Source organism: Aristaeella lactis (assembly GCF_018118585.1).
GTDB lineage: Bacteria > Bacillota > Clostridia > Christensenellales > Aristaeellaceae > Aristaeella > Aristaeella lactis.
On the sequence record NZ_CP069421.1, the window covers coordinates 1,119,594 to 1,133,404 of the forward strand.

The following is a 13,811-nucleotide window of genomic DNA, read 5'->3' on the forward strand; positions in this document are numbered from 1 at the left end:
ATCCTCACTTGTTAGCCAGAGCTTCTTTTACATAATCTGTTGTCAGGATCTTTTCAACAACGCCGTCTACATCCAGCAATCTTGTGTTATGACTAGTATAACTCTCATCCGCTTCTGTCACAACTTCGCCTTTGACGAAGTACTTATCATAGTTCAGATCACGGGTATCAGCTGCTACTCGGAAGTAATTGCCCATATCTTCGGAACGAAGTCGTTCTTCCCTGGTCATGAGAGTTTCATACAGTTTCTCCCCATGACGGGTACCGATGATGTTGGTACCTGTATCACCAAAGAGTCTCTGGACACCCTTGGCAAGGTCTCCTATTGTGCTGGCATCGGCCTTCTGGATAAAGAGATCACCGGGATTTGCATGTTCAAAGGCAAAACGCACCAGTTCTACTGCCTCATCCAGGTTCATGAGGAATCTGGTCATAGCCGGATTGGTAATGGTAATCGGATTGCCGGCTTTAATCTGGTCAATAAAGAGCGGAATAACTGATCCTCGGGAGCACATAACATTACCATAACGTGTACAGCAGATCACTGTACCTCCGCGATCTGCAGCCACACGAGCATTGGCTGTAATAACATGTTCCATCATGGCTTTGGAAATACCCATGGCGTTGATCGGGTATGCTGCTTTATCTGTAGAAAGGCAAACAACACGTTTCACACCGGCATCTATGGCAGCGTGGAGAACATTGTCTGTTCCTTCCACGTTGGTCTTCACAGCCTGCATCGGGAAAAATTCACAGGATGGAACCTGTTTCAGAGCAGCAGCATGGAAGATGTAGTCAACACCAGGCATAGCATCTGCCACTGAACGCGGATCCCGGACATCTCCTACATAAAACTTCACTTTGGAAGCGTATTCGGGATATTTGGCTTGAATCTCATGGCGCATATCATCCTGCTTCTTTTCGTCGCGAGAGAAGATACGGATTTGGCCGATGTCTGAAGTCAGGAAATGTTTCAGGACGGTGTGACCGAAGGAACCAGTACCGCCAGTAATTAAAAGTGTTGCTTGATTAAAAGCGCTCATATCTAAACTCCCATAAAATCAGTAGTTTTAGGCTATTTGTTGAAAGTTTAATTTAAGGTTCTAGATTGATTTAAATCCTTATTCCCTCCGTTTATTCAACGGTAATTCAATCCAATTACCTAATAGGGAATCATTACCTTCATAATAAAATTTCCCGAATCCCGAAGCTGGATAAAAAGTCATTTCACCAAAGTATACCTTATTATCTACTTCGTAAAAATCTACTCTTACAAATGGAATAGAAACTGATAGTTTTTCAGCCAATTCAATCATTAATTTAAGATTTTTCGGTGCATCAATTACTTTGGAATGGTCTGGTGGACAAACAATTTCTCCGATTTGCAACAGTTTGGCGTCAACATCATAATAATTTGCTTTATGATTAATAAACCGATCAAAGTCGATCTTATAGCACCTAACTCTCCCATTAAAACAAAAAAACTTGTAATCTCTGACTTCTCCATAGTATTTATCCACTAATAGTTTCTCAGCAAATACTTTGGGTTGAATTTGTTTGTATGGCCATTCTCTCCCAGGGAAATAATAATTTCTTTTCAAACTGGATTGAATAATGCTTTCTGCGCTTTTGTAATCAAATTCTTCTTTACTTTTGCATATTACAATCCCTCCACTATCATGATTGCATTTTAGAACAAATTTATCTGGCAACTGATTGAAATCAATCTCGTGGAATGAATTCCATTGCCCCAAAGATGGAATAATATACTGTTCCCCTATTATTTTGCCTATATAATTTTTGGCGCTAATCTTATCTACCATTTCAGAGTAGCACGGTTTGCGATCGTATAGTTTTAACCATTGCAGCTTTTCATTAAATGTTCGCGGATTATGGAGATCTAATGGGTATCCAAAAGATTTTAAAAACATGCATTTTATATATAACTTATCTGGAATAAAACATCCAAACCCATGCTCTTGCAAACCAAGTATTACTTGCTCCGGATGCTTAATATAATCAATTATATGCATAGATTGTCTCCATCATTTTATTTTTTTATAAGTTTACCAATCATTGTCTTTACAAACATAAAGCACTCTCTATTGAAAATGAATGAAAGCAGGGTATATGTAATCACACCAATTATAAATTGTAAAACTAGTATTAATACCATTTTTAGCTCAAAAAGGCTCAGTCCCCAAACAATTGCACCCATAATCATAGAAAAGATTATAGGTTTATAAACATCCGATAATTGCTCTGTGAAAGAATAACCAATAAGCTTTCGTATAATACTAGCCGAAATAATCAGTTCTATTATACTGATAATAGGAACTGTCAATGCAATCCAAATAACCCCATATCTAATTGATAAGAACAGCAAAATCATACCAATTCCCTTTTGGATAAACTGTAATTTCAAATAGATATCGCTTCGACCAATAGAATTGATAACATTGTTATACACATAAATAGTAGGCCATAATGCATAATCTGCACAAAAGATAAATAGATATGGTACACATGGCAGCCATTTTTCAGTCAACAATACCTCAACCAGCGCTTTCCCACAAACCGCCAGCCCAACCAAAAAAGGCCATATAACGAAATTCGCAACCTTATTCGCTCTTCTGGCTATACTTTTAATCGTAGAAAGGTTGTCTTGTTCTTTGGATAATGTGGGAAGTAAAACGCTATTAATGGATGTAATAATATTCGGAACTATTTTCGCGGGTATCTCATAGCTTCTATTGTAAAACGCCAAATCGGCGGCTGTGTATACTTTTCCTATCAATAACTGTCGAATTTCGGTGTAAACTGTAGATAATAATCTTGCCACGAGAAGTTTCCACCCATATGAAAACAGTCCTTTCAAGCGCCTCATTGAAAAACACTTTTTAGGGCGCCATTTCACAGTAATCCAAAGTATTATTGTGTCTATAGTCTGGTTAAAAAGATTCTGTGCAACTATCGCCCACACTCCAAATCCCATATAGGCCATTGTGATTCCTATAATAGCTGCTCCAACCGTGCCCGCCAATGTTGCATAAAAGAATTTTTTGAATAACAGATATCTCGAAACATATGCTTGCTGGACACATTTTATACCAGATATCAGCAATGATAATCCAAGGACTCGCACTATTGGTGTGAGCTCGTCTATGCCATAGAATAATGAAATATAAGGAGCTCCCAAAAAAAGTAGAGCATAGAGTGAAAAACAGATTATAATGTTAAAATAGAAAACTGAAGAAAAGTCTAAATCGTCCGCATTCTTTTTTTGGATTAACGCGGTTCCAAGTCCACTATCGACAAAAACCTGGAGAATTGTCGTAAATACTAATACATATGCTACTATGCCATAAACACTGGGCTCAAGTAATCTCGCTAACACAAGGGATACGATTAATGTGACTCCTTGCGCGCCCATGCGTTCCATCAAGCGCCACAAAAAATTAGAGGCGAGTTTTTTATTGTCCATATTGACCTTCCCGTATATGACTATTAAATCTACTCGCAATAATTGCTTTAAACAAAAGCAATGAAAATGCTCTTCTAAAGAGATTTATTCTGTCACGTATATTAATGCTATTCCTATCTTTCAGCCTCGTATATATTCTTACACATCGAATTTTAATAACTCTTTTTAATGCGACTTTGGAGTACACTTTATTTTGTCTGTTCTTCGTTTCAATTTCACTGAATAATGCAAGCACTCTGTATAATTCATTACTGTTCTCTATCAAGCCTGTTTCAAGATAATTTATTACAAAACTAAAATCTTTATCGTTAATATCAATACCTAATTGTTGTAATTCATTGATCTTTACTTGTGTTGCAAATGCCAACTGATCTGTTTTGCCTATGTTTGATATTTGCAAATGATGATATCTAAATGAGACAAGTGGTTCTGCTATTGTAAAAAAGCGCTTGCCTTCACGAAATAATCTCGTCCATAATTCATAGTCCTGAGCTTTCTTATAATTGATATTATATTTTGTCCCGTCATTTCTAAACATTACGGACGAGTGTGTAATAGGATTGAAAAATAACAAGGTTGCAGCTATGTCATCATGTTTTAATGGGGGTTTATTTATCCCACTCCTGTTACCAATTGCTTTTACATATGAACATACCATAAATATGTCCGGATTAGAATCGAGAACGATCACCTGTTTTTCCAGTCTGGATAAGTCGGAAACATCATCCGCATCCAATCTTGCAATATACTCTCCACTTGATCTTTCGATCATACTGTTAAGATTGGCTGTAAGTCCTTGCTGCTTATTATTCTCAATAACAATTAGGCGATCATCATGATAGCTTTTTAGTATTTTCAGCGTATCGTCTGTAGAGCAATCATCTGTAACTAACAGTTCGAAATCACCCATGGTCTGATTTAATATACTATCTACAGCTTCTCGAATAAACGCTTGAGCATTATATGCAGACATTATGACGCTAACTTTAGTCTTATTCATCATCTACAGTACCTCCATATATACATTTTCATACTTTCTGCAATAATAGCCTCGTTGTTGAATCCGAGATTGGTAATAAACTCCCGCAATTCCCATTTCTCGTAGGCTTTTTTTGCTAAAATGGCCATCTATGGTCATAGTTTGACGGCCTCCAGCATTTTCTGTGCGCCCATAACGTCATGCACATTTCCTGCAATGGATTCGATTAATATGCATAAGTCACATCTTAAACGATTATCTTTCTACTATTTTGTCGGGTAAAGGTAGCCACTCTCCCAATTTAACTTCCCATTCTTCTGGAGAAAAAAAACTAAAACCACCTGTTGGTGTAAATGTCATCTCCGAGAATAGAATTTGATCGTTAACCCAATATAAATCCACTCTGACAAATGGTATCCCTTTTGATAATTTCTTGGAAATTTCAATCATTTCATCAAAGTGAGCTGGCTTTTCAAGATCAAAAGGAAGCGGCTCATGATCCGAGCGAAAAAAAGGAGGAGTTTCCCAATCAAGATCTAGCAATGACAGCTTCACTACGCCTTTTGCCCCACTAGATACATCTTCAACCGAAACATAAAGAAACTTCGGTTCACCATAGAAACAATAAAATTTGTAATTAATTAATGTCCCAGTTGTGTTTTGTGGGTCATCATCTATAAGATACTTTTCGCAAATAAGTCTTGGAACAATATTCTTATATTGCCATTCTCGACATCTATAATAATAGTTTTCTTGTAATGCTTTTTTAAGTTCATTATTTACACTTGCAAAATTAATTGCTGACTTGTCACGACATAAACACATACCACAACCAGAATTATGATTACATTTAATCACAAACTTGTTTGGAAGTGAGTTGTAATCAATTTGATCAGGATTGTCATATGTTGCAATAAGCGGAATAAGATACTTTTCTCCTATAGTTTTCTTGACAAAATCCCTGACGCGTATTTTATCTGCCAATTCAGTATATTCTGGTTTATGGTAATATAGTTTCAGCCATTGTATTTTTTCATTAAACCCTTTTGGTGTCTTCAAATTCAACTTTTTTCCTGTAGCTGACCACCAAAGTAGTTTTAAACATGCTTTATCTGATAAGAAGTTTAGAATTCCAAATCCCATAACACTCATATAATAAAATATCAGTCTTGGCCTTTTCATTATTTTTATAGCGCCATGGAAATATTTATTCATTATTTTATGCCTCCTATGCTATATAATAAATACAAAGTTTTTCCATATCGACATATCTGTATTCCATCTGTTGCATGTCTTGTTTCCATGAAAATGAAGTTATATTAATCTATTAGCTTTATTATGATAATTACTGTATTCAAAATCACAGCCTGTTTTTCATAATATTTTCCCTTCCTGATATATGTAATAATGGGATTAGTTATTTGATGTTATTTCATCTAATTTTGTATAATTCTAGATATTTGCTTAACATATTTTCTTTACAAAATTTTCTCGCTCTTTGTTCGCACATCTCATGTGTAAATGGATGATTCTCACATATATATCTTATCTGCTTTTCTAAACCATCAACATCATTACAATCCACAACACAACCGCAAGTTTCATCCACGCATTCTGGACTTCCACCCGTATTAAAAGTTATTACAGGAGTTCCACATGCTAAGGCTTCCAAGTTTACAAGTCCAAGCACTTCTTGTCTCGTTGGATTAACAAATACATCTGCAACAGAATATATTTCCGCTAGTTGCTGTTGGTTCTTTGTTTTCTGCACTGATATAATATGTTTCGGAAGATAACTTTCAACATTTTCATCTGTCCCAACTAAAACAATCACGTATTTTTCTGGATTCAATCTTTTTGCTAATTCAATGAAACAATCTAACCCCTTATTATTATTCCAACTAAATGCAACTCCTAAAACAACATATCTGTCTGCAGGAATTATATGCTCTTGCTTAAATGTACTTATTGTCCTTTTAAAGATTGATAAATCAATCCCATTAGTGACAACTTTGATAGGATAGCAATTTAAGAAAGATTGCTCTACTAATCCTTCTAACCATTGTGATGGTGTAACGATTGTCAGATTCTTCACACCAGTAAACCATTTCTTTTTTTGTTTCCACATATAAGCTGAGCGGTCATGATTTGCTATAGGGTAACACTCTGTTGGATAAATACATCTTTTGCATCCGTCTTTCCATTTTTCACATGATAAAGCCACAAAATGAGGACATCTACCCGTAAACGCCCAACAATCATGCAATGTCCATATAATCTTTATGTTTCTTTTTTTTATATAGCGAAATAACAAGGGCAGATTTATATAATTGCTATGTAGATTGTGTAAATGGATTATTCTAGGATTAAGCCGATCTAATTTTCGCAGGAAAATCAATGTGGACAAAAAAGAATCATACCCTCGAACGCTGAATACTCTATCAAACAATTCATTAATACGCCTAACTGTATATGATGATATTATGAGACAACCATTATTTTTTTTCTCCTTTTCCCCTGCAATTGCGCAACACGTTTTATATCCTGAGAGTTCTGCTGCTGCACTCATCTGCTTCATTATTTTTCCAGTACTTCCATAATCAACCGTATTAATATACAAAATATCTACATGTTTTTCTCTCATTTGATATGTATTCCTCACTTTTTTGCATGTCTTCAGTTCTTTCCGATTCAAATCCATAGAATATGAAAACATATGGCACCATAGAGACCAAATAGTTTTCACCTATATAGAAAATAATCAAAAGAATAAATACTGAGAATGTAAATAACGCCCCTTTATGAAATACCCTTCCAAACAATGACGATCCGATTAGAAATAATCCTCCAAATATACAGCCATGTGCAGCAAACTGATAAAGAAATGTATTTGTATTTTGCGATGTCCACCCAAAGTACAAATCAGACGCTTTTGTAATTGTGTACATTTGAGTTCCGACATTTTCCATACCGACACCGGTAAGAGGATGTGACCTTGCTATACTGATACTGGCAAAGAATGAAGCAAACCGTACCATGGTCGTTCCTTCTTTAAGGTTGTTTGCTTTACCAAAGACTTTTTGCCCGATAGATGTCCTAGTAATTATTTGCAATAAAATTATTAATAAAATAGGTAAAATAATAAACCATCTATTTGCTTTAGATATTGTAGTATTTTTTCCCCCGAACAAAATATATATTAAAACAATCCATAAAAATGCTATATATCCAGTTGTAGAAAACGTGGATAATAAAGCAATACAATAAACGATGAGATATACTCTTCGTGGCCGGTTCTCAACAAATAGTTCAAATAGAATAGCCAAGTTAATAAACATCTGAAAAACACCTGGCTCCCAAAAGATACCAAATGTACGAATCATCGGGCTATAGATAGTTGATATATCGAGACCAGCAAAAATAATTGTGGCAAACTTTACTCCTGCCGTATTCTCCATTCGTGGTAATTGTAATACTAAATCGGGAATTAAATATGATAAAATCCATAACACAGTAGATGAAATTGATATCAATAGAATTGAGTTTCGAAATGCCTTACTATAGTCTTTAAAGCTCAAGAGAATGCAAACAAATAATCCGCCCGACATAAATAGCATTTTGTTAATTGTTCGATTTATTAGTTCTTTATTGATTAAACTGATTACGATAAAAGTAACCAGCATGATACAATACATAACAAGTTGCTTTTTATGTTTTTGAATTGATTTTTGCCGTAAAAAATACACAAATTCAAACAAGCAAAAGAGCAATAAAATATAACGGGGAAGGCTAACGAATAATGTGTTTTTATTAGAACCAAATAGATATGTATCATTTGAGAAAAACATCAGAAAAAAAACCAATAACGTATTAGTCAATTCACTGGATCTGGAATCTGGTATTATTATATACTTACTATGATTGTCTGACTGTGAATTGTTCACATATATACCATAGTTCTTTCCCATCTATTTATATCCTTCCATGATATATCCAAGCGACTATTGATCACTTTTCATCTGTCCTGAAATAACCCAATAATATCCTGATGCTCTTTTCGACCTTAGGCTCTGCAGACATTATTACTGTAAAAAAATGATACGAATGCATCATTCTGTCAAATGAGTTCTACAATAATCATAAATCTTATCTGCTGAGTATTCAGGGGTATTCTCATAAAATGCATTATATACATCATCTGATGAGACTATTCGCTGATAACTTGAAAAAATAAAAGCTTTGAGTTTTTGTACACTAACCTCTATGTCATCCCACTCATATAGTATTACGCTGTTTTCATATTTATCAAGATATGGAATGCATGCATCATTTTTTTGGTTGCAAATATGAATTATTGGTTTTCCTGTCGATATATACGCTAGAACTTTTGATGGAAGCATATCAGAATACTTATTTGATATATTCAGCAGAAAGTCACTTTGCGAAATCACATTGTCCAGGTCTGCCTTTGGTATATAATCGCTCACTTTTATATATAAGCTTTGGCTTTTTACCTTTTGCAGCATTTCCTGGCAATTGCCACGGCAATAGAAGCGTGCTATGACCGGTATTGATTGATTCAGCCGATCTAATACTTTCAGCAGGTATTCCGGAGATCGAATCAGCATATCAAGCATCCCTGAATATATAAACGAAATCTGACCTCCTTGATACTGACATGCTTCATGCTGTTGATGCCTGTCATTTATAACCAGCGGAAAATCTAAATATTCCGATTTTGCTTCATATGACTTATATGTGTTACTGCTGAACTGTTTTTGATTGCATCTCATGTGGAATATGCAGTCTGCTCTTTGATACATGCGCCGTTCGGAATATCTTGTAAGCCATGTCAGATATTTGCCAAGACCAAGTTTTGAATCGATTGAATTCACAATTGGGTCTAACTCATATATGATCATTTTTACATTTGGAAAACGCTTTTTGTACTTATAAGCAGCATATAATGCTTCATATGGTTTATGGACACCTATTACAAAATCATATGGATCATTTTGGCTTACACGTATGGCTTGATGATATCGCTGTTTAATGATATCTGGATTAACTGATGGCCAGTAGAGCAATCGTTTCAACGATATAATCACATTTTTATGCCATAGACGTATATTGGGCTTTTCCCATTGAGCAGCACTCACAACTGATAGCTTGATGTTCTTGTTATTTGATATTTTGTCCACTACCTGCTTTACGCATTGTGCATTCGGACTGTTGTTTTCAATATGCAAACCAGTTATCAATAGGATTCTGATCATAATATCACCTTATCTATAGGGTTCTAGCTTTTGTTTATACTTATATACCTTCTGGACGATAAGTAATACAAAAAACAGATGTTTTTTAAAGCACAGATATTTCACTTTGAATGACTTTTTCAATTCTTCTACACTGATTTCATCAAGTGTCTCTTTATATGGACTACTAGAGAGAAAATCAATAAATGTTTTTCTCCGGTGTCCATCCGAATACTCTGGATGATAATACTTTTGAAAGAAACACATCTGAATGGATATTAGCGCCCGTAGATAATAAGCATGCAATAGTCCCTTGCCCTTTTTGTTTGTTTCAATAAATCCCTTGATTCGTTTGAGTACCAGTTCTTGTTCCTTTTCAACATTTTTTCTATATTTATTTGTTTTACTACTGCTTACTTCTCGATAATGATAATAATTCTTTCCTAAAAAAATAATTTTTGATGCCTTTTCATAAGTTTCCAAACAAAAAATCACATCTTCATTATATCTCATTTGTTCATCCAGAAGCAGATTGTTTTTGTGAAGGAATTCTCTTCTATAGAATTTACCCCAAACGCTTGTCAACGAAGCTGTGTTGGGTATGTTAGCTGCCTTCGATAAAGTTTTTATAGCTATTTCGTCTATTTCTTCTCGTGTAGCAAATATTCTTTTATCCTCAAAAACTACAGGATCAGGAATAGTCTTGTTTATGTATTCGGTATATCCCGGGAATATGACAATATCAACATCGTCCGTCGGTGATAAAGCTACAAAATCCTGAAACAAATCATTTTCAATCCAATCATCTGCATCAATGAACATGATCCACTTGCCTGTAGCATTCTTTATACCTACATTTCGTGCTGATGCGGATCCGCCATTATCTTTATGAATGACTTTGATACGATCATCTTTTTCAGCATATTCATCACAGTAAATTCCACTGTCATCTGGTGAACCATCATTAACAAGAATAATCTCGATATCATTCACATCTTGTTTATATATGCTTTCAATACAACAATCCAGATATTCTTTTTTGACTTTATATACAGGAATAATGACTGTAATAAGGCTCATATTTTCATCCTTCTTTATTTACAACTCTGGCTGGTACACCGACTAATGTTGCTCCAGGTATGTCACAACTATGAACCACAACAGCTCCTGCACCAATCTTACAATTGTCAGCAATAACAACATCACCAATTACTGATGCACCAAATCCAATATCCACGTTCTTCCCGATAGTAGGCGCTTTATTATCTTTTCCGTTTGTACCTACACAATTATCTCCATGGAATACTGTACCGCTGCCAATATGCGCTGCACCATTTATGATTACGGTTCCATGATGCCATATTGTTATACCTCTATCCAAGCCCTTGCTTTCAATAAAGAAACCAATACGGTTCCCTATGCGATTCTTTCGTCTTGCATGATATGCTTGTAATACTATAAAGCGTGTTCCTTTTTCTCTATAGTATTGTTCATATCGAAGGTGTTTCATGTATCTCTTTATCACTATTCTATGATCTTGAATCAGATATAGCCAGAATCTTTCTGTTTGAGGAAGAGAGTTAATATGGGTATTGTCTTCTTGTATTGCTTTTTTTACTGCTTTTTTATTCTCAAACGTTTTTCCTTGGTTTTCCATAGTTGCTCACCTTCTTTTTATACAAGATCAATCCTGCGGCCTTCTTCGTCAGAATAATAGGCTGCATAGATAACCTTCATGACCTGGGCTGCCAGATCAAAGCAGCCTTCAGGCTCTCTGTCTTCGAGAATGGCACCCATGAAGTCAACGATCTCGTTGCAGTAGCCGCGGAGCATTTCGTCGGCGACAAAGGGCTTGTTCCATCCGGTGACGATAGGAAGCATTTCGGAGAGGTAAACGCCGTCCATGCCCTCGTCATCTACCATGTAGGTTTCCATGGCGTCGTTCATGGTCAGGCGACAGTTGATAGCAGTATCATTCGCATAGATCTCAACGTAGTTTTTGCTGCCACCCAGGAGATTATCCGTGGAGAGAATGGTAGCCTTGCTGCCATCGGTGAAGGTGATAACCGCGGTACCGGCGTCTTCCACGTCATGAGGCCTTGCAGCGATGTGGCGATGCTCATGTTCGGTGAGGCGCTTGGTAGCGTAGCCCATATCGCCGATGACGCTTTTTACAGTTACGTTATGGCCCTGGGAAATGGATTCCTGTTCCTTCAGGTAAAGGATAGCGCCCAGCGGATGCACGCCGTTGCGCATGAAGATACCTCCGCCTGTCTTGTTCCACTCACCGGCCACGGCGGAGCTGGAACCTTTCAGGCTTTCCTCGCCCTTCATGTACAGGATGCGGCTCTTCTTGGCCCGGATGATCTCTCCGGCTTTCAGGACAGCGGGAGCATAGACAAAGTTTTCAGCATACATGAACCGCTTTCCGGTTTCAGCACGAACTGCCCGCAGTTCATCCAATTCCTCCAGGAGGCACTCATACATGAATTTCTTGGAGACTTTTTCTCCGATGGGTTCCGGATCTCCCGGGCGGCCGAAATAGCCTACCAGCGGCTTTTCACAGATGACATGCTTCCCTGCCCGCATGGCCTTGATGATCTCTTCCTTATGCACATAGGGCGGAGTGCAGATATCGATCACATCAATCTCCGGATCATTGAGAATATCGTCATAATTGGTGGTTCCCTTCTCAAAGCCGTACAGTTCTACTGCTTTGTTGATCTGTTCCCATCTGCGGGCCATAACGGTTTTCAGCCTGCAGGGAATATTGGAACGCTTGTATCCGAACGCGTGCAGTTCCAGGGCACGGCCGGCGCCGACTACTCCGACTGTAACTCTGTCTTTCATCTTCTCTGTCCTTTCCGGTTTATTGATATGACAGGAACTTCAACTGTTCCGCAAACTGTGTATCTTTTTTCTTGGTAGCCGCAATAGCGGTTCTCGGGTGCTGGTTGGTCAGGCCCGTGAGCATGTAGGAGGTGTTGTATCCCCATTCGATGCCGGACTGCTTTATTGGGAGCATCCATTCGGAGATCAGGTTAAGAATCGGCTCTACATGGTATTTCTTTCCGTCCAGATAACCCAGCAGGGCTTCCGAATGGCAGTTGCCGGCGCCGCGTCCCATGCCGTACACTGTTCCGTCCAGCCACTTGGCTCCCAGTTCCTTCGCTTCCAGGGTGTTGGCAAAGGCGCACTGCTGGTTGTTGTGACCATGGATACCCACTTCTTTCCCTGCTGGAGAAAGGATATTGTGGAAAAGTCTGGTCAGTTTTCTTGTCTGTTTCGGATACAGGGCACCATAGCTGTCAACAATATATACGGCCAAAGCAGGTGTCTGGGCAAGCTGATACAGTGCCTGGGCGATCTGTTCATCTGTACACTTGGAGATGGCCATCAGATTACAGGTAGTCTCATAGCCAAGGCCGCTGATATAGTTTATCATCTCACAGGCTTCGGGAATGGTATCGATGTAGGTGGCCACACGGAACAGATCGATGGGGCTTTCGTTCCGGGGCTTGATATCCTCTCGGAAATCTGTGCGTCCCACGTCCACCATGATGGAAAGCTTCATCCGGGGATCCTTCTCCCCGATAGCGGCCCATACATCCTCGTCGCTTGTGAATTTCCATTTGCCGAATTTGGCCGGATCAAACTGCTTTTTGCTTGCCCTGTAGCCAAACTCCATGTAGTCGATCCCGGCTTCAATGTTCGCTTTGTACAGGGCCTTTACGAACTGATCATCGAAATAAAAATCATTCACAAGGCCGCCGTCGCGAAGCGTGGCATCGAATACTTTTATTCCATCAACGGTCATTCTGCCGCTCCCTCCATCTTTGAAGCAATCAGTTCAGCCATTTTTCCGACAACTTTGATATCTTCGCTTTCCAGGTCTTCATCCGTAAAGGTAATGCCGAATTCATCCTCGATGACCGCAATGAACTGGATCAGGCCGAGCGAATCAATATATCCTTCCTCCACATAGTTCAGGTTCAGGATATCCACATCATCCGGAATGTCGTATTCCCGCTGAATATAATCAATAATGAACTCTCTTACTTTTTCCATATAGCATTACTCCTTTCGATGTGGAC

At 37.8% G+C, this 13,811-nt stretch carries 13 protein-coding genes; all 13 read right to left on the bottom strand.

Features of this window, described 5'->3' with window-relative positions; translation table 11 throughout:
- Positions 1-4: 4 nt before the first annotated feature.
- The 13 genes from JYE50_RS05300 to JYE50_RS05360 all read right to left on the bottom strand — a co-directional run bounded on the left by JYE50_RS05300 (position 5) and on the right by JYE50_RS05360 (position 13,785).
- A complete protein-coding gene (locus JYE50_RS05300) occupies positions 5-1,042 on the bottom strand; it encodes a polysaccharide biosynthesis protein (protein WP_084094830.1) in 1,038 nt (345 codons plus the stop codon).
- Between the two features lie 78 nt (positions 1,043-1,120).
- Positions 1,121-2,032 (bottom strand): ATP-grasp fold amidoligase family protein, encoded by a 912-nt coding sequence (locus JYE50_RS05305; RefSeq protein ID WP_084094831.1) that lies wholly within the window; start codon positions 2,030-2,032, stop codon positions 1,121-1,123.
- Between the two features lie 17 nt (positions 2,033-2,049).
- Positions 2,050-3,483, bottom strand: coding sequence for a lipopolysaccharide biosynthesis protein (locus tag JYE50_RS05310; protein WP_084094832.1), 1,434 nt, complete (start codon positions 3,481-3,483; stop codon positions 2,050-2,052).
- Positions 3,473-4,486, bottom strand: a complete 1,014-nt coding sequence (locus JYE50_RS05315) for a glycosyltransferase family 2 protein (RefSeq protein WP_084094833.1) — start codon at positions 4,484-4,486, stop codon at positions 3,473-3,475. The genes JYE50_RS05310 and JYE50_RS05315 overlap by 11 nt, the downstream gene beginning before the upstream one ends.
- A gap of 231 nt (positions 4,487-4,717) precedes the next feature.
- A complete protein-coding gene (locus JYE50_RS05320; RefSeq protein WP_084094834.1) occupies positions 4,718-5,677 on the bottom strand; it encodes an ATP-grasp fold amidoligase family protein in 960 nt (319 codons plus the stop codon).
- Positions 5,678-5,894: 217 nt separating this feature from the next.
- Positions 5,895-7,106 (bottom strand): glycosyltransferase, encoded by a 1,212-nt coding sequence (locus JYE50_RS05325; protein ID WP_084094835.1) that lies wholly within the window; start codon positions 7,104-7,106, stop codon positions 5,895-5,897.
- On the bottom strand, positions 7,072-8,430 hold the full coding sequence (locus JYE50_RS05330) for an O-antigen ligase family protein (protein ID WP_084094836.1): 1,359 nt from the start codon (positions 8,428-8,430) through the stop codon (positions 7,072-7,074). The genes JYE50_RS05325 and JYE50_RS05330 overlap by 35 nt, the downstream gene beginning before the upstream one ends.
- A 141-nt stretch (positions 8,431-8,571) precedes the next feature.
- Complete coding sequence (locus JYE50_RS05335) at positions 8,572-9,738, bottom strand: glycosyltransferase family protein (RefSeq protein ID WP_084094837.1); 1,167 nt, start codon at positions 9,736-9,738, stop codon at positions 8,572-8,574.
- Between the two features lie 9 nt (positions 9,739-9,747).
- Positions 9,748-10,797 (bottom strand): glycosyltransferase family 2 protein, encoded by a 1,050-nt coding sequence (locus JYE50_RS05340; protein ID WP_084094838.1) that lies wholly within the window; start codon positions 10,795-10,797, stop codon positions 9,748-9,750.
- Positions 10,798-10,801: 4 nt separating this feature from the next.
- Entirely contained in the window at positions 10,802-11,374 is a 573-nt protein-coding gene (locus JYE50_RS05345) for a serine O-acetyltransferase (protein WP_084094839.1), read from the bottom strand.
- Between the two features lie 17 nt (positions 11,375-11,391).
- A complete protein-coding gene (locus JYE50_RS05350) occupies positions 11,392-12,567 on the bottom strand; it encodes a Gfo/Idh/MocA family protein (protein ID WP_084094840.1) in 1,176 nt (391 codons plus the stop codon).
- 19 nt (positions 12,568-12,586) lie between these two features.
- Positions 12,587-13,534 carry an aldolase catalytic domain-containing protein gene (locus JYE50_RS05355; protein WP_084094841.1) on the bottom strand — a complete coding sequence of 316 codons (948 nt, stop codon included), beginning with the start codon at positions 13,532-13,534 and terminating at the stop codon, positions 12,587-12,589.
- The gene (locus tag JYE50_RS05360; protein ID WP_084094842.1) at positions 13,531-13,785 is read right to left on the bottom strand and encodes an acyl carrier protein; all 255 of its coding nucleotides are present in this window, start codon (positions 13,783-13,785) and stop codon (positions 13,531-13,533) included. Before JYE50_RS05360 ends, JYE50_RS05355 begins: the two co-directional genes overlap by 4 nt.
- Positions 13,786-13,811 lie beyond the last annotated feature (26 nt).